The following is a 25470-nucleotide window of genomic DNA, read 5'->3' as shown; positions in this document are numbered from 1 at the left end:
CCCCGCGCACGGCAGAGCGGCCGACGGCGGGAAGCACCCGCCGTCGGCCGCTGGCCTTCCTGACCTGCTGCTTAGGCTTTTGCCAGGACCGCGTGGGCGGGCGCCTGGCCGGGAACCGCAGCCGGGGTGCCCGGCTCGCCGCGGCCGTACAGCCAGTCGTTGTACTGGAAGTTGTTGTCGCCGCGGCTCTGGAACAGCATGTTCCGCAGCACCCGGGCCACGCCGTCCACGTGCCAGGACTCGCCCCAGATCCGGGCGGTCTGCTGGACCCGGGCAGTCCTGGCTGCGCGGGCCTCGTTGAAATCGCGGAAGGCAGTCTCCCACGCACTTGCGTCAATGCCGTCGGCGGTGAAGACGCTGCCGCGGGTAGTGTCCTGCAGGACCGCTGCATCCTCGAGGGCCTGGCATGCACCCTGCGCCAGGTACTGGAGCATCGGGTGCGCCGCGTCCCCGATGAGTGCCATCCGGCCGGCAACCCAGTTTTCGATCGGATCCCGGTCATACATCGGCCAGCGGATGCCGGTGGCCAGGTTCTTCAGGGCTTCCTGCACGGCGGGCACGCAGCCGGCGTAGGCGGCCTCAAGCTCGTCAACGCCCCCGTACTGTTCTTCACCGCGCTCGAACGAGGCGGACTTGAAGACCGCCACGGTGTTCAGCAGCTCGCCCTTGCGCAGCGGGTACTGGACAAGGTGGCAGTTCGGCCCGAGGTAGACAATGACGTCCTCGAGGTCCGCGGCGAGGGTCTCGGACGTGATGGGCACAGTTCCGCGGTAGGCAACGTAGGCCGACGAGACGGGACCGTCATTGGCCACGGTGCCACGGAGGGTGGACTTCAGGCCGTCTGCTGCCAGGACTGCGTCTGCCTCATACACTGCGCCGGCGGCGGTGTAGGCCCGGGCCTTGCCGCCGTCGGTCTCCACCTTCTGGACCAGGACGTCGTTGACCAGGGTGACACCGGCTGCCTGGCAGGCTTCGAGCAGAATCCGGTGCAGGTCGCTGCGGTGGATCACCACGTAGGGGGCTCCGTAGCGCTCCTCAAATTCACCGCCGAGGGTCTGGCGGGTCAGTTCCTCGCCGGTGACGGCGTCGCGGAACACCAGGTGCTTGGGCTGCACGCCGATCTCCAGGGCCTTCTCCAGCAGGCTCCAGCGCTTGAGCACCCGCGAGGCGTTGGGTGCCATCTGGAGTCCGGCGCCAACTTCGCCGAAGGCGGGGGCCACCTCCACCAGGGTGACGTCGGCGCCGTTCTCCTTCAGGGCGAGCGCCCCGGCAAGCCCGGCCATGCCACCGCCCACTACCAGGACATCGGTGGACGCTTTGATGTTGGTCATTGTGAAACTCCTACTGCTTTGGTGGTCGATGCGATTTTGGTGCCGATGATTCCGAGCAGTACGGCTGCTGCGGCGGCTGCCCCGGCAAATGCCAGGAAGTTTGAGTTGACGCCCAGGCCCGCTGCGAGCAGCAGCCCGCCCACCTGCGGGGCGGCGACGGCGCCGATCCGGCCGACGCCGAGTGCCCAGCCAAGTGCCGTGCCCCGCAGGTGCGCCGGATAGTGGCTGGCCACCGCGGCGATGATGAGGCATTGGGTGCCATGCGTTCCCACCCCGGCGAGCACCAGCATGAGATAGACGACGGCGACCGGCGGCCCTGTGACCAGGACCAGCAGTCCGGCGGCGGCGACGGCGGCTGCCGCGATGGCCGTGGGTATGGGTCCGAAGCGGGTGCCCGCCCAGGCGGTGATCACCGAACCGGCCACCGCTCCGAGGTTCAGCGCCAGCGCGAACGTCAGGGCGGAGCCCAGGTTGTAGCCCGCAAGCTGCATGAGGTTCGGCAGCCACGTCCCCAGCCCGTACCAGGCGAACAGCGTCACGAGCGTCGCGATGGCATACAGCACGCTCATGCCGATGAACGGTGCACGGAGCAGGGATCCGAAGCCGACGGGCTCCTTGCCGGCACCGTTCCCGGCGGTTTCGGTTTCCCCGGCTACGCCAGTTACCGCCGGCGGCAGTGTCTCCGGCAGGTAGCGCAGGCCCAGCGGAATGACCACCACCAGCGCGAGGACGGCCACCAGGAACATGATGGGCCAGCCGAAGGCGGGAATGAGCGGGATGCCCACCAGGGCCGCGATGGACCCGCCGATGGGGACACCGGACATCATGAGGGTGGCAATGGTGGACCGCCACTTTGCCGGCACCAGTTCAGCCACCAGCGCGTTGGCGGAAGGCACCAGGCCGCCCAGTCCTATTCCTGCGAGGAGTCGCAGGCCGCCGAACACCGGAGCGTTCGGGGCGAAGGCGCACAGGATGGTGAACACGGAGAAAACCACCGCGCACCCGAGGATGGTCCGCCGCCGGCCCCAGCTGTCGGACATCCAGCCGGCGAAGATTGCACCGATCATCATGCCGATGAAGGCCATGGACCCGACGGTCCCCGCCGTGGCTTTGGTCAGGCCCCAATCGGTGTCGTTGATCAGGGATCCCTGCACTGTCCCGTAGACGATGAGGTCGTAGCTGTCGAAGACGACCAACAGCCAGCAGACCAGGACGGCCATGACAGAACGCCTGGGAAACGCGGCCGGCCCGGAGCCTGCAGTCCCGGGACCCGTGCCGGCGGGTATGGTGCCCGCAGATGGGCGCTGCGGCACTGCAGCGGAAGGTGTGTGATTCATCCCACTACTGTGCTGGCCGCTCCCCCGCACCGCCTATAAGATTCTGGCATGCAGAATCTTCCGGCCCGCCGGATGCCCACGTACCCCATCGAGGCCGTGGACAACGCCCTGCAGCTCCTCCAGCTCCTGCGCGACGTCGGCAGCCTCCGGCTCAAGGACGCCGCCGAAGAACTGAAAGTGGCGCCGTCCACCGCCCACCGGCTGCTGGCCATGCTGGTGTACCGGGGGTTTGCGGTGCAGGACGAAACGCGGCGTTACGTTCCCGGTCCGGCGATGGGCGCAGGCCCGGCGGGCGTCAACTGGACCCGGCCGCTGCGTGAACTGGCCCGGCCGCACATGGAGCTGCTCAGCTCCCGGACCAGCGAAACCGTGAACCTGATGATCAGGGTGGGAACCAAAGTGCGTTTCCTGGACACCGTGGAAGGCACCAACGCGCTGCGGGTGGGCGACCGCCAGGGAACAGTTATGCCGGCCAACAAGGCCTCGGGCGGGAAGGCGATGCTGGCCGAACTGGATCCGGCAATGCTCGAACAGCTGTTCCGCAGCCCCAATGCGGAGATCGGCGGCGACAACATTCCGGACGACGAATATCCCGGCTTCCTGCGCGAGCTGGAAACCATCAGGAACAACGGGTTCGCGGCGAACTTCGAAGGCACCGAGGAGGGGATCAGCGCATTCGGTGTAGCCCTCCACAACGGCCGGGGCAATGTGGTGGGCGCCATCAGCGTCGCAACCCCGGTGGCCAGGTTCCGCCGCCTGTTCGATGCCGGCCTCGTTGCGGTGATGATGGAAACCCGGAGGCAGCTGGAGATCGACATCGCGGCCAATCCGGTGGACCCCGCCGCCCGGACCTAAGCCGGCCCCGTCCCCGCAGTAATTCTGTACACCAGAATTAGATGGGGATCACACTCCGCTCTCCTTAGTGTCGAATGCACACCGCAACCAGTCCGCATGCAAGGAGAAGGCCACCGTGTCCATCAGCGCTGAAAACCACACGCACGAGTCCGTAGCCCAGGGAATGTCCCTTCCGGACCCCACTCCCGAAGAGGCTGCCCAGCTTGAGCAGCTCTACAAGGACTTCGACAGGGAAAACCTGATCCCCTTGTGGACAGAAATCGCGGACCTGATGCCGATGGTCCCGTCGCCAAAGGCTGTGCCCCATGTGTGGCGGTGGAACGACCTGTACCCGCTTGCAGCCCGCGCCGGTGACCTGGTGCCCGTGGGCCGGGGCGGGGAACGCCGGGCCATTGCCCTCGCCAACCCCGGCCTTGGCAACACTCCCTACGCAACCCCCACGCTGTGGGCCGCCATCCAGTACCTCGGCGCCCATGAGACCGCCCCGGAGCACCGGCACTCGCAGAACGCCTTCCGCTTCGTCGTCGAGGGCGAAGGCGTGTGGACCGTGGTGAACGGGGACCCGGTGGCCATGCGCCGCGGGGACTTCCTGCTGACGCCGGGCTGGAACTTCCACGGCCACCACAACGACACGGACCAGCCCATGGCCTGGATCGACGGCCTCGACATCCCGTTCGTCCACTACACGGATGCCGGGTTCTTCGAGTTCGGCACCGAACGCGTCACCGACGAAGCCACCCCGGACATCTCCCGCTCCGAACGCCTCTGGGCCCACCCCGGCCTGCGCCCGCTCTCCGGCCTGGATGACACCACCAACTCCCCCATCGCCGCCTACCGGTGGGAGCACACGGACGCCGCGCTCCGTGAACAGCTCCTGCTGGAGGACGAGGGCCACCCCGCCACGGTGTCCCAGGGCCACGCCGCCGTCCGGTTCACGAACCCGACCACCGGCGGGGACGTGATGCCCACCATCCGCGCCGAGTTCCACCGCCTGCGCGCCGGCGCCGCCACCGAACCCCTCCGCGAGGTGGGGTCCAGCGTCTGGCAGGTCTTCGAAGGCACCGGCACCGTGGTGCTCAACGGCGAACCCAAAAACCTGGCCAAGGGCGACCTGTTCGTCGTCCCCTCCTGGCAGGAATGGTCCCTGCAGGCCGGCACCGAATTCGACCTTTTCCGCTTCAGCGACGCCCCCATCTTTGAACGCCTGAACTTCAACCGCACCTACATCGAAGGACGCACCAAGTAATGAGACTCTCCACCCTCCGCACTTCCAAAGGCACGACGGCGGTCCGCCAGGACGGCGACACCCTCACCGAAATTTCCGGGTTCGGCGATGTCGGCGCCCTGCTGCAGGACCCCGCCTGGGAAACCACGGCGAAGGCAGCCAACGGTGCAACGCACGCCCTCGACGGCGCCGACCTCGCCGCCGTCGTGCCCTCCCCCGGGAAGATCATCTGCGTGGGCCACAACTACCGCAACCACATCAAGGAAATGGGCCGCGACGTCCCCGAATACCCCACCCTGTTCGCCAAGTACGCCGAATCCCTGATCGGGCCCAACGACGACCTTGCCCTGCCGCAGGAATCAGACACCGTGGACTGGGAAGCCGAACTCGCCGTCGTCATCGGCAAGCAGGGCCGCCGCATCAGCGAAGCCGACGCCGCGGACCACATCGCCGGCTACGCCGTCCTGAACGACATCAGCATGCGGGACTACCAGTTCCGCACCATCCAGTGGCTGCAGGGAAAGACCTGGGAGAAGTCCACCCCGTTCGGCCCCGCCCTGGTCACCAAGGACGAATTCACCCCAGGCCCCCTCATGACCTCCGCGGTGGACGGCGACGTCCAGCAGTTCACCCCCACCTCGGACCTGGTGTTCACCCCCGAATTCTTGGTGTCCTACATCTCCACCATCATCACGCTGAACCCCGGCGACGTCATCGCCACCGGCACCCCCGGCGGCGTGGGGCACGCACAGGACCCCAAGCGCTACCTGCAGGAAGGCCAGGTCCTGGTCACCACGATCGATGGACTGGGACAGCTGACCAACCGCGTGGTCAAGGAAGTCTGATGGCAGCCCGCCACGACCAGACGAAGGACCCGGCGCTCCTGGACGCACTGCTCCAGGTGCGCCGGGGCACCGCGTTCTTCGCCCGCAAGCTCAACGAGCTTTCCGACGCGGACCTGGACGGCGCATCGCTGCTGCCGGGCTGGACCCGCCGGCACGTCGTGGCACATGTCGGCTACAACGCGCGCGCCATCGCCAGGCTGACTGAGTGGGCGGCCACCGGGGTGGAGACTCCAATGTATGCCTCCCCGGAGGCCCGGAACCACGAGATCGCTTTTGGCTCCACACTCAGCCCCATCGCGCTGCGGAACCTCTTCGACCACTCCGCCATCCACCTGAACGTCGAATGGCGCGACCTGCCCGCCGACGCCTGGCATCACAAGGTCAAAACCGCCCAGGGAAGGATTGTTGCTGCCGAGGAAACGGTCTGGATGCGAACCCGCGAAGTCTGGCTCCACGCCGTCGACCTGGACAACGGCGCCTCCTTCGCCGAGATCCCGGAACCCGTCCTGGCACGGCTCCTCCAGGACGTCACCGGAGCCTGGGCCACCCGCGGCACCGACCAGGGCCTGAGGGTGGAAGTCACCGGACAGCCCGCCGCACTGTTGTTCGGGGATGCCGCGTCCGCCTCACCCCTGGTGGTCTCCGGCCCCCTCGCCGCCATCGCGCAGTGGGCCACCGGCCGTGGCACAGCCGGGACCTCCGCTTGGCACAACGGCGGCCCGGTCACACCGGTGCCCGCGGCACCTGCTTGGATCTGAGCTGTGTGCTCTGACCTGCGTGCTCTGACCTGCGCTTTTTCAACCCCAGGTACGGAACCCGGTTCCTCGGAACGCTGCCCAAAGAACGGCCGCCCGAGTTGGACCGGGTTCCATATTTAAGGCCCTGTGCGCTGGATACCATGATGTGACCGGACAGAGCCGTCCGGACCGATCGAGCGCAAAAGGAACCCCATGGCCGCGGTTACGGTGGACGACATCCTCTCGGATCTCCCCCTGGGTTTCGCCAGCCTCATCCTGCGGCCCGGCCCGGCCGGCGCTGCCATCGAACGGTTCCTGATCCTGGACGCCGACGATGAAACGGCCGACGCCGGCGGGGCCTTTGTCCTCCTGATCGGCGTGCGGGGCCGTTCCGCGTTGCCCGCGCTCCGCAGGCTCCTGCGGAACCCGCCGCCAGTGGTTGCCGTCAAGGGCAGCCGCGAAGACCTCGCCGAAGCCGAGGAACTGCTCCACGCCGCGGGTACCGGGCTGCTCGTGGTGCATCCGGGCGCCGACTGGGACCGGCTGCTGTCCATCGCCAAGGACCGCATCCAGCCGCCCAGCTACCAGAGCGAAGTCCTCACGCTGCTGGAAGAGGACCTTTTTGCCATCGCCCAGACCACGGCCCGGCTGACCTCAAGCCACGTTGTCATCGAGGATGCCGCCAACAAGGTCCTGGCCTACTCCACCGTCTCGAACGACATCGACGAGCTGCGGAAAGCCTCCATCCTGGCCCGGCGCGGGCCGCGGAAATACGAGCTGCTGCTCAAGGACCTTGGCGCCTACCGCGAACTTCACCGCACCCGGCTGCCGGTCCGTGTTCCGGCACGCCCGCAGGACGGGCTGCGGGAACGGGTTGCCATCACGCTCTTCGCCGGGGAGCGGATCATGGGCTACATCTGGCTGCAGGAAACCGGGGACGGCTTCGGGCCGGACGTCGACTATGTCCTCACCGGGTCCGCCGCCCGCGTTTCGGCCGAACTGATCCGCTACCGCAACCAGCAATCGGTGCACATGCGCGAAGACCGGATCGTCCGGATCCTGTCCGGTCCGGCAGAGGCGGCAGCCAGCGCCCACAGCGAAAAGATCCCGGCGGAGCACCCGGCCGCGCTGATCCTGATCGGCATGTCCGACGCGCAGTCCCAGGCCGACGACGCCGCACTCAAGCACGGCGAACTTGCCAACCTCGCCTCCATCCACGCCGCTGCCTACAAGGCGTCCGCCGTCGTCGGGCAGTTCAACGGGGACACTGCCGTCATCGTACCGGGCCTGCAGTCTGCAGCCGTGGAACCGGGGCTGCGCACGCTTGCCGAGGCCATCGTCCGCGACGCCCGCAAGCATTTGGGCATCAGTCCCTTCGCGGCCATCAGCCCCGTGGTGCCGAACCTGCTCACCATCCACTCGGCCACCCGCATCACCGAGGCCCTGCTGGCCTGCGTTGCCACATCGCCGGACGCCGCCGTGGCAACCGTGGACGACTTTGAAGGCGAAATCCTGTTCCGCGAAGCCGTCACGAACTTCATGTCCTCGCCCTTCCGCCACCGGAGCCTGGCGGCGCTGCTCCAGGGGGACGCCGAACTCGCCGAAACCCTGCGGGTGTACTTCGAGGCGTCGTTCGACGTTGCCGAGTGCGCACGGCGCCTGGCCCTTCACAAAAACACCGTCTACTACCGCGTCAGCAAGGCCGCCCGCTGCACGGGCCTGGACTTCGGCAACCCGCGCGACGCGCTGGTGGCCATGCTCCACCTCCAGGAATGGGCCGCTGCGCACAACGATCGTTCAGGCAGGAAATGACCACACTTCTCGAGGCACCGCCCCTGGGCCCGCTGCTCGATGACATCGTCCGCAGCCACCGCCCCCGGCAGGAGTCCGGCACTGTCCCCACCAACATCCCGTTCCTGGCGAAAGTGCCTTTCGACAGCTTCGGGATAGCCGTTGCCACCACCGGCGGCGAAGTCTTCAGCTCCGGTGACGCGCACGTCCCCTTCTCCATCCAGAGCATCTCCAAGGTTTTTACGCTGGCCATGGCGCTCCAGGGGAGCAGCCCGGGAAGCCTCTGGGCCCGGGTCCTGCGCGAACCGTCCGGAACATCCTTCAACTCCCTGGTGCAGCTGGAGGTTGAGCACGGCATCCCGCGCAATCCCTTCATCAACGCGGGCGCGCTGGTGGTTACCGACCACCTGATGGAAGAAACGTCCGACGCCGCCACGCAGCTTCTGCGGTTCGTCACCGAACAGGCGGGGAGCAATCAGGTGCCGGGCAAGGCGGGACCCTTTATCGACGAGGCCGCCGCGGCCAGCGAACTGGCCCGCAGCAGCCGCAACCTCGCCCTGGCCCACTTCCTGAAGGACTTCGGCAACCTCCGGCGCCCGGCCGAAGCCGTGGTCCACAACTATGTCCGGCAGTGCTCCATCATGATGACCTGCGTTGAACTGGCCCAGGCCGGACTCTTCCTTGCCAACAACGGCCAGGGCACCCAAGGCACCGTCCTGTCCAGGAGCGAGGCGAAACGGATCGGATCCATCATGCTCACCTGCGGCATGTACGACGCCGCCGGCGAGTTCGCCTACCGTGTGGGCCTGCCCGGCAAAAGCGGCGTGGGCGGCGGCGTCCTGGTCATCGTCCCGGGCCAATGCGCCATTTGCGTCTGGAGCCCGCGCCTGGACGCCAAGGGCAATTCCCTGGCCGGCACCGCGGCCCTGGCTGATCTTTCGGACCGCACCGGCTGGTCCGTTTTCTAGGTTACCCCCGCTGCACTGCCCACAGCTTCTTTCCCCAACCAGCAGGATCTTCTCCGTATCGAAAGGATCACCCATGCCCAACAACCCCAATGACGAGGTTGAGATTTCCCAGCTTGACGGCGGCCACGCCCATGCTTCCGAGTCGGCGTTGCATGCCGAGGACAAGGGTTACCACAAGAACCTCAAACCGCGGCAGATCCAGATGATCGCGATCGGCGGTGCGATCGGTACCGGCCTGTTCCTGGGCGCCGGCGGGCGGCTGAACGCCGCGGGCCCGTCGCTGGTCATCGCGTACGCGGTCTGCGGGTTCTTCGCTTTCCTGATCCTGCGGGCCCTGGGCGAACTGGTCCTGCACCGGCCCTCCTCGGGCTCGTTCGTCTCCTACGCCCGGGAATTCTTCGGCGAAAAAGCCGCGTTCGTCTCCGGCTGGTTCTACTGGATCAACTGGGCCACCACCACCATCGTGGACATCACCGCCGCGGCCCTGTACATGAACTTCTTCGGCAACTACATCCACTGGATGGCAGCAGTCCCGCAATGGGCTTGGGCCCTGATCGCCCTGGTCGTGGTCCTGGCCCTGAACCTGGTCTCGGTCAAGGTCTTTGGCGAAATGGAATTCTGGTTCGCCCTGATCAAGGTCGCAGCCCTGGTCATCTTCCTCATCGTCGGCACCTACTTCGTCATCTTCGGCACCCCCGTGGACGGCCAACAGGTCGGCTTCAGCCTCATCTCCGACAACGGCGGGATCTTCCCCAACGGCCTGCTGCCCATGATCATCCTCATGCAGGGCGTCCTGTTCGCCTACGCCTCCATCGAACTGGTCGGCACCGCCGCCGGCGAAACCGAAAACCCCGAAAAAATCATGCCCAAGGCCATCAACTCCGTGGTCTTCCGCATCGCGGTGTTCTACGTCGGCTCCGTCATCCTCCTGGCCCTGCTGCTGCCCTACACCTCCTACGAAAAAGGCGTCAGCCCCTTCGTGACCTTCTTCGGCTCCATCGGCATCCAGGGCGTGGACGTCATCATGAACCTCGTCGTCCTCACCGCCGCCCTGTCCTCCCTCAACGCCGGGCTCTACTCCACCGGCCGGATCCTGCGCTCCATGTCCGTCAACGGCTCCGCCCCCAAGTTCGCGTCCCGGATGAACAAAGCAGGCGTCCCCTACGGCGGCATCGCCATCACCGCCGGCGTCTCCCTCCTCGGTGTCCCGCTGAACTACCTCGTCCCGGCCGACGCGTTCGAAATCGTTCTCAACGTCGCCTCCGTCGGCATCATCATGACCTGGGCCACCATCGTCCTGTGCCAGATCCAACTCCACCGCTGGTCAAACAAAGGCTGGCTCAAACGCCCCACATTCCGCATGTTCGGCGCCCCCTACACCGGCTACCTCTCCCTCCTCTTCCTCCTAGGGGTCCTGATCATGGTCTTCATCGAATCGCCCCTGACCATGCTCGTCACCGCCATCGCCTCCATCCTCATGGTCTTCGGCTGGTACGCCTGCCGCAAACGCATCCGCGACATCGCCGAAACCCGCGAAGGCTTCACCGGCACCGCACCCGTCATCGCCAACCGCACGCCCATTTCCTGAATCAACCGCATTCGTCTCCAGCCCGCCCTCAACAAAAGAAAGACCATGACACCTGAGCCCCAGTCCACCGTGACCACCTCCCCCACCCCGCCCGCCGCCGTCGTCCTCCATCAGGACGGCGCGCTGCAGGCGCGGCCCGACGTCCCCACGGCAACACTCAAATCCGCCGGCCACGTCATCGTCGATTCGCTCGCGGCCCACGGCGTGGAGCGCACATACGTGGTTCCGGGCGAAAGCTTCCTGGACGTCCTGGACGGCCTGCACCACTCGGATATCGAGACCGTCGTGTGCCGGCACGAGGGCGGTGCGGCCTACATGGCCGAGGCCGACGGCAAGATGAACCAGCGCCCCGGCGTCGCCATGGTGACCCGCGGACCGGGCGCGGCGAACGCCCATGTAGGGCTGCACACGGCGTGGCAGGACTCCACGCCCATGCTGCTCTTCGTAGGCCTCATCCCCTTCGCGCACCGCGACCGCGAGGCATTCCAGGAGTTCGACATCAAGGCCTGGTTCGATACCGGCGCCAAGCGCGTGATGGTCCTGGACCATGCCGAGCGGGCCTCCGAAATCGTGGCCGAAGCGATGTTCGCTGCCATGAGCGGCCGGCCCGGTCCGGTGGTGGTTGGCCTGCCCGAGGACATCATCCGGCAACAGATTGACCCTGCCCTGCACCCCGCCATCCCGGTTGCCGCAGGCGGAATGAGCAGGACGGACGCCGCGGCGCTGGAAGCTGCACTGGCGGACTCGAAAAAACCGCTCTTCGTCACGGGCGGCAACGACTGGACGCAGGAAGCTGCCGACGAGCTCACTTCATGGCTGGAGCGGCACCACATCCCCGCAGCGGCGGAATGGCGCACCCAGGGAACAGTGTCATTCGATTCCCCCTCCTATGTGGGCCCGATTGGCTATGGCCGCCCGCGCCCCACCTATGACCTGCTGGAGGAAACGGACCTGCTCGTGTTCGTGGGCACGGTGCCGGGCGACGTTATCACGGACGGTTTTGTCTGCCGGCAGGACTGGAACAAGAAAAACTTCCTGGTCACCGTCGACCCGTCCCTTCGTGGCCGGTCCGGTCCAGTGTCGCGGCAGATCCTGGCCAAGCCGGAAGCGTTTGTGCGTGAACTGGCGGACATCAGCCTCCCGGTGAAGGAGGAGTGGAAGGCCTGGACCCGCCGGATGCGCGCCGAGCAGGAGCAGTTCACCGCGCTTCCCCCGGCGGCGCCTGCACCGGGCCAGGCACGGATGGACACACTGATGGCAAACCTGGTGCCGCGGCTGCCCAAGGATGCGATGGTGACGTTCGGGGCGGGCGAGCACACCAACTGGGCCCACCGGTACTTCCCCACCCGCCGCTACGCGTCCATGATCAGCGCCCGCAACGGCTCCATGGGCTACTCCGTCCCGTCGGCCATCGCGGCATCCCTGGCTGAACCACGACGGCGGGTGGTCACCATCGCCGGGGACGGCGAGTTCCTGATGAACGGTCAGGAGCTGGCCACGGCGGCGCAGTACGGCGCCACTCCGCTGGTGATCGTGATGGACAACCAGGAATACGGCACCATCCGCACCCACCAGGAGCGGCACTACCCGGAACGGGTGTCCGGCACCCAGCTGAAGAACCCCGACTTTGGCCTCATGGCCCGGGCCTTCGGCGGTTTCGGCATCACGGTTACCGGGGACGAGGATGTTCCAGCAGCACTGGACGCGGCGCTGGCAGCCATCGACAGGGACGGCGTGTTCGCGCTCATCCACCTGGTGGTGGCGCAGCGGGTCAAGGCGTACTAGCCAGTCAAGGCGTACTGAGGAAACCGCACGCTGAACGAGTGCCACAGGGAAAGCGGACGACGCCGGGAGGTCCCGGCGTCGTCCGCTGCCCTGCCAGCCGCCGGCTAAAGCCGGTCCGTCCTGTCGTCGCCGCCCTTGTGGCCTGCCCCGCGGAGGTTTTCCTGGACCTTGCCAAACAGGTCCTTGATGGTGGATTCGGCGTTTGTCATGACGTCCACCTGCAGGTAGACGTCGTGCGTGAGGGGAAGATCGTACTCATCCTTCAGGTGCGTGCCGCCCGCCACCCCGTCCAGCGACAGGTAGACCATTGCCTCGGTCCGGGCGATCCCGGCGATCCTGCCGAAGACAACCGTGAACTCGTTCGGCTGAAAGCTGACGGTGTGGCCAATATGGGAACGGTCCAGTTCACCTGCGGGAACGGCCTTCTCTGACTGGCTTCCGGTGTAGTCCATGAACTTCTCCTTCAATCGCCTGGCACTTACGCAGGCAGTCTAGCGCCCAGCTCCTTTTGGCTGGCCCGGATGCGTGCTGGAGGGCTGCACAAACAGGCAGCGGAGGCCGTGGTCAGTCCTCCATTGAAGCAGCGGGCCCGGCACCTGTTTGATGGCAGGAAGCGGTGGTAAGGCCGCTGCCGTAAACCGAAGGAAAAAACCGTGACTTCAATGGCGAACCGCGTCACAAGCCCTGCCCGCTGGGACGATGTCGAAATTGGCGACAACGTCGAACTTCGACGGAATGATGCCCCCGTCTTCGCCGGGCTGGTGGATGCCCGCACGGAAGACGGCGACGTGGTGTGGGTTGTTGCCCTTGGCGGAGGACGCCGGCTGTTCCACATCGCCGACGGCTACCACCTGGCAGCGGCACCGGCGTGACGGAGAGCTGCCCGGAGGACTGCCACTACTGCCGGGGCCCGGAGACGGACTGAGGCTCTGATTGGCGGGGGCACTGACTGATGTGGATGCCGAATGACGCGGGTCCTGGCTGACTTGGGTGCCGCGGCCGGTCCTGCAAGACTGGCACCAGCCCAGCAGCCAACCGTCAGGAGACCCCCATGGCCCCGCACAGCAGCCCCGCCGGCACCACACGGTTCACCGATCTCCTGGGTATAGACGTTCCAGTGATCCTGGGCCCCTTTGGCGGTGCTTCCTCCGTCCAGCTCACCGCAGCAGTGAGCGACGGCGGGGGGCTGGGTTCTTACGGCCTGTACGGTTACGACGGCGAGGCGATCCAGCGGACCGCGGCGGACCTGCGCGCTGCCACGGCCAAACCCTTCGCGCTCAATCTATGGGTGCCCACCGGCAGTGAGGCCACGTCCGTGCCACAGGCTGACTTCGACCGCTACGTCGATGGCCTCAAACCTTACTTCGAGGAGCTCGGCATTCCGCTGCCGCAGATGCCGGCCCGGTACCTTGCCGACTACGGGGAGCAGGTGGAGGCCACGCTGGAAGCCCGGCCCGCCGTCGTCAGTTTTGTGTTCGGTGTCCCCGCTCCCGAGGTTGTGGAAGAAGCACACCGGTGCGGCATCAAGGTCCTCGGCACCGCCACCACCGTTGATGAGGCAGTTGCCCTTGAGGAAGGCGGCGTGGACGCCGTCGTCGCCAGCGGGATGGAGTCCGGAGGCCATCGCGTTTCCTTCCTGAAGCCTGCCGAAGAATCGCTGGTGGGAACCTTCGCCCTCATCCCCCAGGTGGCGGATGCCGTGGCAATTCCGGTTGTTGCGGCTGGTGGAATCGCCGACCGGCGCGGATATGCCGCCGCCCGTGCACTCGGCGCCGACGCCGTACAGGTGGGCACGGCGTTCCTGGCAACTCGCGAATCGGCCGCCGTGCCCGCTTACCGCGCAGTACTCCGCAGCCCCGCCGCCGGCCACACTGTACTTACCCGTGCAATGAGCGGCAGGCTGGCCCGCGGCATCCCCAACCGCGTCATCACAGAACTGGCCGACTGCCCATCCGTCGCACCGTTCCCGGTCCAAAACTGGCTCACGGGCCGCTTCCGGCCCGAGGCCGCTGCGCAGGGAAAAACTGAGCTGATGTCCCTCTGGGCTGGCCAGTCCGCACGCCTGATCCGGCATGACACTGCCGCGGACGTCCTGGCCGAACTGCTGGCCGGCGTCCCCGGCCAGTTATCCACGTAGACCCCATCCCGGCCGGTTTGTACGGCGAATTTCGATAGTATCTGGTGGACCGAAAACATGGCCTGGACCGCAGTTCTGCCCCCGGCAGTTCCGCATCTGCCCGGAGAGGAGTAGCCGTGCCAACGCACCGCCCGCGGACTCCCTTCCACGTCTTCCGTTCCTCCGCGCTGGCAACCGGCATCCTCACTCTTGCGGCGGGGGCCACCTTGCCGGCGGCGCCCGGCTGCCCGCCCCCGGGATCCTGCTTGGCAGTCCTGGCACTGACCGCCCTCGTCAGCACCGCAGCCACACGGCTGCGGCTCGCCTTCCCTGCGATGGCAGCGCTCCTCGGTGCCGGCCAGCTTGTGCTGCACGAGCTGTTCACCGCGTTCGGCCGCCCGGGGTCGGCGGCAGCACCGGGGTTCCGAATGGACGGCCACCAGCATGCCGGGAGCCACGCAGCCTCAGCGGAACTGGCGGCCCTGGCCGCGCACCTGAGCCCTGCAGACCCCGGCTCGGCGCCGCTGATGCTGGCGGCCCACGCAGTGGCAACACTCGGCTGTGCGCTCCTGCTGGCCAGGGGTGAGGCGGCCCTCTGGGCACTTGCCGCCTGGCTTCGTCCGCTGGCCGCCCTCCCCCAGGCCGTAATGCCCAGCGCTGATGGCCCCGTTGCCGAAACTTTCCCGCCCGACGCCGCGCCCCGGCGTCCCTGGCGCAATCTCCGGCAGGACAACCGGCGCGGCCCGCCTTCCGCCGTCGTTCTCCCGTCCTAACCGCACCCGGACGCCTGCCGGCCGCGGCCCCCATTTCCTGCACGCCCGGTTCCGGGCATGCATCCGAAAGGCAACCCCATGAACATCCGATCCCTTCGCCGTACCCAGATTCGCCGTTCCCTGAACCACCGTTTCCTGAATCACCGCTTCCTGATGCACCGTTCCTTGATGGGCCGTTCCTTGATGCACCGTTCCCTGGCCGCTGCCGCTGCAACCGGCGGCGCCGCAGCCCTGCTGCTGGCAGCAGCGGGCGGGGCCGCGGCACACGTCGGCGTCACACCGGACAAGACCTCAGCCAACTCCTACGCCCTGTTGACCTTCGCGATTCCGCACGGCTGCGAGGAGTCCGGCACCACCAAGGTGGCCATCACCCTGCCATCGGAACTCTATGACGCCCAGCCCACGGTCAACCCCAACTGGACCGTCGAAAAAGTGACGGAGCAGCTTCCCGAGCCTCAAAAGCTCGCGGACGGCACCTCCGTCACCAAGCGGACCAGCCAGATCATCTACACCGCCAAGGCGCCCCTCCCCCACGAACTCCGGGACGCCCTGGTCCTGTCCGTCAAACTCCCCGACTCAGCCGGGACAACCCTGCACTTCCCCACCCTCCAGACCTGCGAAGTGGGCCAGACGGACTGGTCGGAGATCGCGAAGGACGGCGCGGACCCGCACTCCCTCAAGGCCCCCGCCCCGACCATCACCATCACGGAGGCGGCTAACGCTGCCGGCCATGGCGAGGCCTCCGCCAGCCCGGCATCCCACTCCACCGAGCAGGCCGCGGCCGTCACGGACAGCGGAGCCGGGGCCCGCAGCTGGGCAGGACTCGCCGCCGGCATCGGCGGCCTGGCCCTGGGCGGGGCAGCCCTGCTGCGCAGCGGTGCCCGTAACAAGGCAACGGCCGGCGCCGCCGGAAAGTAAACCGCCCGCGCCGCGCAAACCGGCGCCACACTAATGGCCCGTTTGATGCCCGGATCATCACGATCCGGGCATCAAATGCCCGCCAGGCACACCGCATCGTTGACGCGGCCAGCGGCTGCCGCGAAGGTGGTGCCATGAGGTCTCAGAGAATTTTCCAGGGGATAGCCGTGTCGACGGCGGCAGCAGCTGCCGCCCTGATGCTTACAGCGTGCGGGCCCAGCAGCACGCCGCAGGCGCAAACCACTACGACGGCGCCGGGCACCGGCTCAGCCAGCCCGGAGGCACCGTCCGTGTCGCCGCCGTCGTCCGCAGCGCCGTCGTCCGCGCCGTCGGGCGCTGCACCGGCAACCTCCACCCCGGCGTCACCGGGCCTGTGCAAGGCGGCGGCACTGTCCGCCGCCACCGATGCATCAGGCGGGGGCGCTGCCGGCAGCGTCTACATGAAGCTCAACCTGACCAACACCGGCCCTGAATCCTGCATCCTCAAGGGCTTCCCCGGTGTATCCCTGGCCGCGGACAACGCCGGCGCTCCCATCGGCGCGCCCGCCACCCGCGACGAATCTGCCCCTGTTGTGGACGTCCTCCTGGCCCCGGGCCAGACGGGTTCCGCGGTGCTGCGCTATACCCAGGCCGGAAACTACACTGACTGCGCCATGGTGGACGCCGCGGGCTACCGGATCTACCCGCCGGAGGACACCGCGTCCCTGTTCCTGCCGCAGCCCACCAAGGCATGCAGCAACGCCGGCATCACGCTGCTGAGCATAGGCGCGTTCCAGCCGGCCTAGCGCCATTTCCTGTCCATACCCGCAAACGACTGCAGGCGGTCCGGCGTGTAGCCGGGCCGCCTGCAGTGCTATGTCCGCCCACCAGGCTGGCTGCCTGGTCCGATGGTCCTGGTTCTTGATTCCTCGTTGGATGATTCCTGGTGCGGCGCTTTTCTAGTGCGCCGTGGTGGTGCGGCCGGCACGTGCCGTGCCCCGGGACAGGGCGAGGCCCAGGCCCAGCATGCCGACACCCAGGATGAAGTGCAGCCAGTTGTCCGCCATGTTGACAGGGACGAAGTTGGCCGGGGTGTCCAGGCCGATCAGCAGGCCGTAAAGCCACAGCACCAGGTAGATGGCACCGCCAATGACCAGGTAGTTCCTGGACTGGGCAGCACTGCGGGCCATGGCGATACCGGCTGCGCCGAAGAGCAGGTGGACGATGTTGTGCAGCACGGACACCTGGAAGATGCCCAGCAGCAGGGCCCCGGATCCATGCCCCGCGAAGCTCATGGTCTCGTAGTTGGTGGTGATCCCGGGGATGAATCCCAGGATGCCTACCAGGAGGAAGACCGCTCCTACGGCGAGGGCTGCTTTTTGAATGTTTGTCCGGCCTACGGTTCGACCGTCGGAACTCATGCTTGTCATGGTTTCTCCTGCTATTTGTCGAAAACGTTCACATCATGGCTGCCGGGCTGTGCCTGACCATAGACTTAAACCCCGACAAGGTAAGTATACTTATCAAGTGCGCCACGGATAGGTCAGGGTATATAACAGACCCATTACAAACTGGCCCCCCACCAGCGGATTTATTACCGGAGGCAGGTTGAGCTCATGACGTCGATTTGGTTGGACCGCAGCGAAACGTTCACTTCTGATCCGTTTGAGCCCGACAGCAAGTACGACACGGTGGTGGCAGGGGCCGGGCTAACCGGCCTGGTCACCGCCTTGCTGTTGGCGCGCTCCGGACAGAAGGTACTGGTGATCGAGGCACGGTTCCCCGGAGCTGTGACCACCGGGAATACCACCGCCAAAGTGACCCTGCTGCAAGGCACCTTCCTGTCCCAGCTCGCCCGCCAGTACTCCGCCAAACAGGTCCAGGCGTATGTTGATGCGAACCGTGAAGGCCAGGCGTGGCTGCTGCGCTACCTGGACGAACACCAGGTGCCCTACCAGCGCCGGGACGCCTACACCTACGCCGCCACCCCGCAGGGCACCGAGAAACTGCGGGAGGAGGTCAGTGCCGGCACCACCGCCGGACTGGACATGGAGTACGTGCGCGACGCCGGCCTTCCCTTTGCCGTGCACGGCGCCGTCCGGCTCCCCGACCAGGCCCAGATCAACCCGATGCAGGTCCTGGACACACTGATGGCGGACATCCGGAGCCGCGGCGGCACCATCGTCAGCGGGGTGCGCCTGCGGGACGTCACCGGCGACATTCCCTCAGCCGTGAAGACGGACCGCGGCAGCGTGCGGGCGGACCGGGTTGTGCTCGCCACCGGCATCCCCGTCCTCGACCGGGGCCTGTACTTCGCCAAGCTGAAGCCGAGCCGTTCCTATGCCGCAGCACTTCAGCTGCAGGAAGGGCAGGAGCCGCCTCCGGGCATGTACATCTCGGTGGAGCAGCCCACCCACTCGCTCCGGGACTTCGAGCACAACGGCCGCAGGCTCCTGCTGGTGGGCGGCCACGGACACCACGTGGGACGTGCACAATCGGAAAAAGCCCATCTTGACGGGCTGCTCGACTGGTCCCGGCAGCACTACCCGGGTGCGGTCACCACGCATACGTGGTCCGCCCAGGATTACATGGCCACCAACCTGATGCCGTTCTTCGGCAAGCTCCCCCGGGGTAAAGGGCACGTCTATTTCGGCACGGGCTACAACAAATGGGGCATGACCAACGCTGTTGCGGCAGCGGTGGGAATTTCAGCGGATATCCTGGGCGGCCAGGTGCCGTGGGCGGATACCATCCATCACCGGGTCACGTCCCCCTCCGGTGCACTCTCCGCGGTAGCACTCAACGCCGGAGTTGCCGCCAAGCTTGCATCCGGCTGGGGGCAGCTGGCCGCGGAAGGGCTGAAAACCGAAGGCGCCAAGGCGCTGAAGAAGGGCAAGGAGCAACCTGCCCCGGCGGCGGCGCCGGTGGTGCCGGCCGAAGGCCAGGGCGAGGTTTACCGGGAGGGAACGCGGCCCGTAGCTGCCTCGACCGTGGACGGGACCACGTGCAAGCTGTCTGCTGTCTGCACCCACCTGGGCGGCATCGTGCACTGGAACGACAGTGAACTGACGTGGGACTGCCCCCTGCACGGTTCCCGGTTCAGCAGTGAGGGCAAGCTCCTGGAGGGCCCGGCCACCCGGGACCTCCCCCAGGCCGGAAAGGCTTGAGCGGGCGTTCCGGAGGCACCGGCATCCCTGTCGGTGCCTTGGGGCATGATGGAGGCATGAACCAGGAACAGCCTTCCGGCAGCGGCACGGACGCCGGTGCGGCCGCGCCCATGGGCCAGTTCAGCAGGCCCACCCGCGACTGGTTCCTGGGCGCCTTTTCCGAACCCACCCCCGCGCAGGCAGGGGCATGGAACGCCATCTCCTCGGGCTCCCACGCGCTCGTGGTCGCCCCTACGGGTTCGGGCAAAACGCTTGCCGCTTTCCTCTGGGCCCTGGACCGGCTCCTCTCCTCTGCAGCAGCAAGCCCCGAACCCGAAGCTGCCGGTCCCGCGGTTTCTGCCGCCGGGTCAAAGGGAGCAGCAAAGGGCCGGCGCCCGCGGGCTCCCAAGCGGAAAACCCGGGTCCTCTACATTTCGCCGCTGAAGGCGCTGGGCGTGGACGTGGAACGGAACCTCCGCTCCCCGCTCATCGGCATCACGCAGACCGCCAAGCGGCTGGGACTGCCCGCGCCGCTGATCACCGTGGGCGTCCGGTCCGGGGACACCACCACGTCGGACCGGCGGGCGCTGCTCAGCAACCCGCCGGACATCCTGATCACGACGCCCGAGTCGCTGTTCCTGATGCTGACCTCCCGGGCCCGCGAGACCCTCACCGAGGTGGACACCATCATCGTTGACGAGGTCCACGCCGTGGCGGGAACCAAGCGCGGCGCGCATCTCGCCGTCTCCCTTGAACGGCTGGATGCCCTGCTGCCCAAACCCGCCCAGCGGATCGGGCTCTCCGCCACCGTGGAACCGCGGGAGCTCGTGGCCCAGTTCCTGGCGGGCACGGCGCCGGTGGAAATCGTTGCGCCGCCCGCGCAGAAGAACTGGGACCTCACGGTCTCGGTCCCTGTGGAGGACATGTCCGACCTCCAGGGCGCGGCCGGGGCCTTCGATTCGGGTCCTGCCTCCGGCCTCCAGCCCCAGGCGTCCATCTGGCCGCACGTGGAGGAGAAGATCGTTGACCTGGTGCTTGCCAACCAGTCCACCATCGTCTTCGCCAACTCCCGGCGGCTGTCCGAACGGCTGACTGCCCGCCTGAACGAGATCTACGCCGAACGCCAGCTGGTGGCCGTAGGCGGCGGCTGGGACGATCCCGGCGCGGAAGGGCTGGAAGCCGGCGGGGCCTCCACGCCTGGCGCCCCGCCGTCGGGTGTTCCAGCCTCCACCGCCACGCCGGCGCACATGATGGCGCAGGCGGGAAGCTCGGCGGGAGCGGATCCGGTGCTCGCCCGGGCCCACCACGGCTCGGTGTCAAAGGACCAGCGGGCGCTCATCGAGGATGACCTCAAATCCGGCCGGCTGCGGTGTGTGGTGGCCACGTCCTCGCTGGAACTCGGCATCGACATGGGCGCTGTGGACCTGGTGGTGCAGGTGGAATCCCCGCCGTCGGTGGCCAGCGGCCTGCAGCGGGTGGGCCGCGCCGGCCACCAGGTGGGGGAAGTTTCCCAGGGTGTGCTGTTCCCCAAGCACCGCGCGGACCTGGTCCACACCGCCATCACGGTGGAACGAATGCTCGGGGGCAAGATCGAGCGGCTCAGCATCCCCGCGAACCCGCTGGATATCCTGGCCCAGCAGACCGTCGCCGCCACCGCACTGGGCAGCATCGACGTCGAGGAATGGTTCAGTACGGTGCGCCGCTCGGCCCCCTTCGCGTCGCTCCCCCGCTCGGCGTTCGAGGCCACCCTTGATCTGCTGGCGGGCCGTTACCCGTCGGACGAATTCGCCGAGCTCCGCCCCCGGATCGTCTGGGACCGCAATGCCGGCACCATCGAAGGGCGGCCGGGTGCACAGCGCCTGGCCGTCACGTCGGGCGGCACCATCCCTGACCGCGGACTGTTCGGTGTCTACATCATCGGGACCGAGCTTGAGGGCTCGGCGTCGCCGTCCGCCGACGGCAAGCCGGCCCCTGCCCCTAAGGGAGGCCGGCGCGTCGGCGAACTGGACGAGGAGATGGTCTACGAATCCCGGGTGGGGGACGTCTTTGCCCTGGGCGCCACCAGCTGGAAAATCGAGGACATCACGCACGACCGCGTGCTGGTGTCGCCCGCCTTCGGCCAGCCCGGCAAGCTGCCTTTCTGGAAGGGCGATTCTCTGGGCCGGCCCGTGGACCTGGGCCGCGCCCTCGGCGCGTTCGTCCGCGAACTCTCCGCGTCGGACACCGGCCCTGCCACCGAGCGCTGCAAAGCGAGCGGCCTGGACGAGTTCGCTGCCAACAACCTGATCCAGTACCTGACGGAACAGAAGCAGGCCACCGAGGTGGTCCCCAGCGACACCACGCTGGTGGTGGAGCGGTTCCACGACGAGCTGGGCGACTGGCGCGTCATCCTGCACAGCCCGTTCGGCATGCCCGTGCACGCCCCGTGGGCCCTCGCCGTCGGGCAGCGCCTGCACCAGCGGTACGGGCTGGACGGCTCGGCCATGGCGGCCGACGACGGCATCGTCCTCCGCGTTCCCATGATGGAGGACGAGCCGCCGGGCGCCGAGCTGTTCCTCTTTGATCCGGAGGAGCTGGAGCAGATTGTCACCGCGGAGGTAGGCGGCAGCGCACTCTTCGCCTCCCGGTTCCGGGAATGCGCCGCCCGGGCCCTGCTGCTCCCCCGCCAGACCCCGGGGAAGCGGCAGCCCCTCTGGCAGCAGCGGCAGCGCTCGGCGCAGTTGCTGGATGTGGCCCGGAAGTACCCCACGTTCCCCATCGTGCTGGAAACCGTCCGGGAATGCCTGCAGGATGTGTACGATCTCCCTGCGTTGAAGGACATCGCAGCCTCTGTGGAACGGCGGGAGCTGCGGATCGTGCAGACCACCACGTCGCAGCCGTCGCCGTTCGCCAAGTCCCTCCTGTTCGGCTACGTGGCCCAGTTCCTGTATGAGGGCGATTCCCCGCTGGCCGAGCGGCGGGCCGCGGCCCTGGCCCTGGATTCCACCCTCCTCAACGAACTCCTGGGACGCGTTGAACTGCGCGAACTCCTGGACGCCAAGGTCATCGAAGCCACCGAACGTGAGCTGCAGCGGCTGGTCCCGGACCGGCGGGCGCGGGGCCTCGAAGGCGTGGCCGACCTGCTGCGGCTGCTCGGTCCGCTGGCGCCGGAGGAGGCTGCAGCACGTCTCCAGGCGGAGGCAGACGCCGACGCGCCGGCCGACGCCGCGCTGGCCACTGCCCACCTGCTCGCGCTGCAGCGCGCCAACCGCGCCATCAAGGTCAATATCGGCGGGGTGGAGCGCTTCGCTGCCGTCGAGGACGCCGCCCGGCTCCGGGATGCCCTCGGCGTCCCGCTGCCCATGGGTGTGCCGCTGGCCTTTATCGAGCCGGTAGCCGATCCACTGGGAGACCTCGTTTCCCGGTACGCCCGGACCCACGGGCCCTTCACCTCAGGTGAGGCGGCAGCGCGGCTGGGACTCGGCGTGGCGGTGGTGGGTACGGCCCTGAAACGGCTCGCCGCGGACGGCCGGGTGGTGGAGGGTGAGTTCCGCCCGCACGCAACGGAGCCGGAAAACACCTCCAACCCTGTTGAAGCGGAGGCCCCGGAAGATCCTGAAACGGCGCTGGATGTCGAAGCGGGGCCGGAAGAAAGTCTCCTGTCGCCGGCACCACAGGCCGTTCCCCACACTGCTGTCAGCGAATGGTGTGATGCCGAGGTGCTGCGCAAGCTCCGGCGCCGTTCGCTGGCTGCCCTGCGTGCCGAAGTTGAGCCGGTGGACGCCGCCGCCTACGGGCGTTTCCTGCCTGCCTGGCAGCACGTCAGGGTTCCCGGAACAGGCCGGGGGCAGCCGTCGCTGCGCGGCCTCGACGGCATCGTCACCGCCATCGACCAGCTCTCCGGGGTACCGGTGCCGGCGTCCGCCTGGGAACCGCTCATCCTGGCCAGCCGGGTGTCCAACTACCAGCCGGCCATGCTGGATGAGCTGATGGCTGCCGGGGAAGTTTTGTGGTCCGGCGCCGGGGCTTTGCCGGGGAACGACGGCTGGGTCAGCCTGCACCTGGCGGATTCGGCGGAACTGACCCTGAACCCGGCGCCGGAGTACGAGCCGGGTGATGCCGGGCAGCGCCTCCTGGACCATCTGCGGAACAACGGCGGCGGCTACTTTTTCCGCCAGCTGACGGACGTCGCCGGCGGCATGGACACCGTACTCAGCGACCAGGAGGTGGTGACGGCGCTGTGGGAGCTGGCGTGGGCAGGGCGCATCACCGGTGACACCTTCGCTCCCGTCCGGGCCCTCATTGCGGGCGGCCACACTGCGCACCGCCAGGTGGCCCGCGCACCACGGGCCCGGGCACCGCGGCTGAGCAGGCTGGGCCGTTCACACGGCACCGGGCTCATGGGCTCTCCGGGCCTGGCCGGCGGCCGCTACGGCACCTCAGGTGCTGCCGCCACTCCGCCCATGGCCGCTGGCCGTTGGTCTGCGCTTCCTGAACCGGAGCTGGACGCCACCATCCATGCCCGCGCCACCGCCGAACTCCTGCTGGACCGGTACGGGGTGGTCACCCGGGGTTCGGTCATGGCCGAGCAGATCCTGGGCGGCTTCGGCCTGATGTACAAGGTACTGGCCCGGCTTGAAGAAGCAGGGCGCTGCCGCCGCGGCTACTTCATCGAACACCTCGGGGCTGCCCAGTTCGCTGTTCCGGCCACTGTGGACCGGCTCCGCTCCTACGCGGAGGACACCCAGCTCGCCAAGCCCGATCCCGTCGCTCTGGCACTCGCGGCCACCGACCCCGCCAATCCCTACGGCGCTGCCCTGCCCTGGCCAGCCCTGCAGGACGAGGCCGGAACCGGGCACCGCCCTGGACGCAAGGCCGGGGCCCTTGTTGTCCTGGTGGACGGGGCGCTGGTCCTTTATGTGGAACGCGGCGGGAAGACGCTTTTGGCTTTCAATGATGACGAAGGCGTCCTGGCCGCCGCGGGCTCGGCGCTGGTGGGCGTTGTGGCGCGGGGCGCGGTGGACAAGCTGATCATGGAGAAAGTGAACGGGCACGGCATTCTGGACACCCCCGTGGCGGCCGCCCTCAGCTCCGCCGGGGCCTACTCCACGCCGAAGGGATTGCGGATCCGTGCCTGAGGGTGATTCCGTCTGGCGTGCCGCCAACCAGCTGCACCAGGCCCTGGCCGGGCAGACCCTGCTGGCCTCCGATTTCCGCGTCCCACGCTTCGCCACCCTTAACCTGGCCGGTTGGACCGTGGCCGAGGTGGTGCCCCGCGGAAAACACCTCCTGATGCGGGTGGTAAGCCCTGATGACAAGAAGCTCACCATCCATTCGCACCTGAAGATGGAGGGAACCTGGCAGGTCTATCCACCCGGCGGCAGGTGGCGCAAACCCGGCTTCACCGCACGGTGCGTCCTGCGCACCAAAGCGGCGGACGCCGTCGGATTTTCCCTGGGCCTGCTGGAAGTTGTGGCCACAGACAAAGAAGACTCCGTTGTGGGGTTCCTCGGCCCGGACCTCCTGGGCCCGGACTGGGACCTGGATGAGGCCGAACGCCGGGTCCGCGCCGCGCCGGACGTTCCCGTGGGAGTGGCCCTCCTGGACCAGCGGAACCTTGCCGGAATCGGCAACATCTACCGGTGCGAGGCCTGCTTCCTCTCCGGTGTGCATCCCGCCACTCCTGTCTCCGGGGTCGAAGATGTGCGGACCATGATGACGGACGCCAAACAGTTGCTGGAGGTCAACCTCGGCCCCGGGCGCCGCGTCACCATCCTCAATGCACGCGGGTTGCCAGTAGGCAGGATGGCGGGACGGCCCGGGTACTGGGTCTACCGGCGCGAGCACCAGCCGTGCCTGAAATGCGGGACGCCCATCCGCCGCGGCCTGCTGGGCAAACCCAACGGCGATGAAGAGCGCGACATCTACTTCTGCCCCCGGTGCCAGCCGGCTCCGGCGTAGGCCTGTCCTCGTACGCCGGTCCGCGGACGCCGGGTCCTGGGCTGGGGCGTTCTGTGGACACCGTTCAATGGTTGGCGCTCAGTGAGCCGCCTTCAGTGGCCGGCGCTCAGCGGACGGCGCTCAGCGGACGGGACAT

Annotated in this window: 20 protein-coding genes; 16 read left to right on the top strand and 4 right to left on the bottom strand. The window is 67.7% G+C overall.

Features of this window, described 5'->3' with window-relative positions:
- Positions 1–71: 71 nt before the first annotated feature.
- Entirely contained in the window at positions 72–1331 is a 1260-nt protein-coding gene (locus AC5RWA_RS06985; RefSeq protein WP_494057038.1) for an FAD-dependent oxidoreductase, read from the bottom strand.
- Positions 1328–2668 (bottom strand): MFS transporter, encoded by a 1341-nt coding sequence (locus AC5RWA_RS06980; RefSeq protein ID WP_494057037.1) that lies wholly within the window; start codon positions 2666–2668, stop codon positions 1328–1330. Before AC5RWA_RS06980 ends, AC5RWA_RS06985 begins: the two co-directional genes overlap by 4 nt.
- 48 nt (positions 2669–2716) lie before the next feature.
- On the opposite strand from AC5RWA_RS06980, the gene AC5RWA_RS06975 reads away from it, so the two are divergent.
- From AC5RWA_RS06975 to AC5RWA_RS06940, 8 genes are all read left to right on the top strand, one after another.
- Complete coding sequence (locus tag AC5RWA_RS06975) at positions 2717–3523, top strand: IclR family transcriptional regulator (RefSeq protein ID WP_115525881.1); 807 nt, start codon at positions 2717–2719, stop codon at positions 3521–3523.
- Between the two features lie 115 nt (positions 3524–3638).
- Entirely contained in the window at positions 3639–4769 is a 1131-nt protein-coding gene (locus tag AC5RWA_RS06970) for a cupin domain-containing protein (RefSeq protein WP_494057036.1), read from the top strand.
- On the top strand, positions 4769–5593 hold the full coding sequence (locus tag AC5RWA_RS06965; RefSeq protein WP_494057035.1) for a fumarylacetoacetate hydrolase family protein: 825 nt from the start codon (positions 4769–4771) through the stop codon (positions 5591–5593). The genes AC5RWA_RS06970 and AC5RWA_RS06965 overlap by 1 nt, the downstream gene beginning before the upstream one ends.
- The gene (locus AC5RWA_RS06960; RefSeq protein ID WP_494057034.1) at positions 5593–6351 is read left to right on the top strand and encodes a maleylpyruvate isomerase family mycothiol-dependent enzyme; all 759 of its coding nucleotides are present in this window, start codon (positions 5593–5595) and stop codon (positions 6349–6351) included. The genes AC5RWA_RS06965 and AC5RWA_RS06960 overlap by 1 nt, the downstream gene beginning before the upstream one ends.
- A gap of 192 nt (positions 6352–6543) precedes the next feature.
- The gene (locus AC5RWA_RS06955) at positions 6544–8142 is read left to right on the top strand and encodes a PucR family transcriptional regulator (protein WP_494057033.1); all 1599 of its coding nucleotides are present in this window, start codon (positions 6544–6546) and stop codon (positions 8140–8142) included.
- Positions 8139–9089 (top strand): glutaminase, encoded by a 951-nt coding sequence (locus tag AC5RWA_RS06950; protein ID WP_494057032.1) that lies wholly within the window; start codon positions 8139–8141, stop codon positions 9087–9089. The genes AC5RWA_RS06955 and AC5RWA_RS06950 overlap by 4 nt, the downstream gene beginning before the upstream one ends.
- Before the next feature lie 73 nt (positions 9090–9162).
- On the top strand, positions 9163–10677 hold the full coding sequence (locus tag AC5RWA_RS06945) for an amino acid permease (RefSeq protein WP_494057031.1): 1515 nt from the start codon (positions 9163–9165) through the stop codon (positions 10675–10677).
- Positions 10678–10722: 45 nt separating this feature from the next.
- Positions 10723–12462, top strand: coding sequence for a thiamine pyrophosphate-dependent enzyme (locus AC5RWA_RS06940; protein ID WP_494057030.1), 1740 nt, complete (start codon positions 10723–10725; stop codon positions 12460–12462).
- A gap of 104 nt (positions 12463–12566) precedes the next feature.
- Here the strand turns inward: AC5RWA_RS06940 and AC5RWA_RS06935 are convergent, their stop codons facing one another.
- Positions 12567–12914 carry a hypothetical protein gene (locus tag AC5RWA_RS06935; protein ID WP_115526207.1) on the bottom strand — a complete coding sequence of 116 codons (348 nt, stop codon included), beginning with the start codon at positions 12912–12914 and terminating at the stop codon, positions 12567–12569.
- A 210-nt stretch (positions 12915–13124) separates the two neighbouring features.
- Here AC5RWA_RS06935 and AC5RWA_RS06930 point away from each other — a divergent pair, with 210 nt between their 5' ends.
- The 5 genes from AC5RWA_RS06930 (at position 13125) to AC5RWA_RS06910 (ending at position 17054) form a co-directional block, all read left to right on the top strand.
- A complete protein-coding gene (locus AC5RWA_RS06930) occupies positions 13125–13334 on the top strand; it encodes a hypothetical protein (RefSeq protein ID WP_079598092.1) in 210 nt (69 codons plus the stop codon).
- 179 nt (positions 13335–13513) lie between these two features.
- The gene (locus AC5RWA_RS06925; protein ID WP_494057029.1) at positions 13514–14599 is read left to right on the top strand and encodes an NAD(P)H-dependent flavin oxidoreductase; all 1086 of its coding nucleotides are present in this window, start codon (positions 13514–13516) and stop codon (positions 14597–14599) included.
- A gap of 116 nt (positions 14600–14715) precedes the next feature.
- Positions 14716–15351 (top strand): hypothetical protein, encoded by a 636-nt coding sequence (locus tag AC5RWA_RS06920; RefSeq protein WP_494057028.1) that lies wholly within the window; start codon positions 14716–14718, stop codon positions 15349–15351.
- Between the two features lie 168 nt (positions 15352–15519).
- Positions 15520–16269 (top strand): YcnI family copper-binding membrane protein, encoded by a 750-nt coding sequence (locus AC5RWA_RS06915; RefSeq protein WP_494057081.1) that lies wholly within the window; start codon positions 15520–15522, stop codon positions 16267–16269.
- A gap of 134 nt (positions 16270–16403) precedes the next feature.
- Positions 16404–17054, top strand: a complete 651-nt coding sequence (locus AC5RWA_RS06910; RefSeq protein WP_494057027.1) for a DUF4232 domain-containing protein — start codon at positions 16404–16406, stop codon at positions 17052–17054.
- Positions 17055–17207: 153 nt separating this feature from the next.
- On the opposite strand, the gene AC5RWA_RS06905 is transcribed toward AC5RWA_RS06910, so the two are convergent.
- Positions 17208–17669 (bottom strand): DUF4383 domain-containing protein, encoded by a 462-nt coding sequence (locus AC5RWA_RS06905; protein WP_079598175.1) that lies wholly within the window; start codon positions 17667–17669, stop codon positions 17208–17210.
- Between the two features lie 195 nt (positions 17670–17864).
- Here AC5RWA_RS06905 and AC5RWA_RS06900 point away from each other — a divergent pair, with 195 nt between their 5' ends.
- The 3 genes from AC5RWA_RS06900 to AC5RWA_RS06890 are packed head-to-tail and all read left to right on the top strand — an operon-like array spanning position 17865 to position 25334.
- On the top strand, positions 17865–19415 hold the full coding sequence (locus AC5RWA_RS06900) for an FAD-dependent oxidoreductase (protein ID WP_494057026.1): 1551 nt from the start codon (positions 17865–17867) through the stop codon (positions 19413–19415).
- 56 nt (positions 19416–19471) lie between these two features.
- Positions 19472–24511, top strand: coding sequence for an ATP-dependent helicase (locus AC5RWA_RS06895; protein WP_494057025.1), 5040 nt, complete (start codon positions 19472–19474; stop codon positions 24509–24511).
- Positions 24504–25334 (top strand): Fpg/Nei family DNA glycosylase, encoded by an 831-nt coding sequence (locus tag AC5RWA_RS06890; protein WP_494057024.1) that lies wholly within the window; start codon positions 24504–24506, stop codon positions 25332–25334. The genes AC5RWA_RS06895 and AC5RWA_RS06890 overlap by 8 nt, the downstream gene beginning before the upstream one ends.
- The last annotated feature ends 136 nt before the right edge of the window (positions 25335–25470 follow it).

It is taken from the genome of Arthrobacter sp. 210 2 (assembly GCF_059093025.1).
Note: the sequence above shows the minus strand (reverse complement) of the source record. Positions and strands in the feature narration are given on the sequence as shown.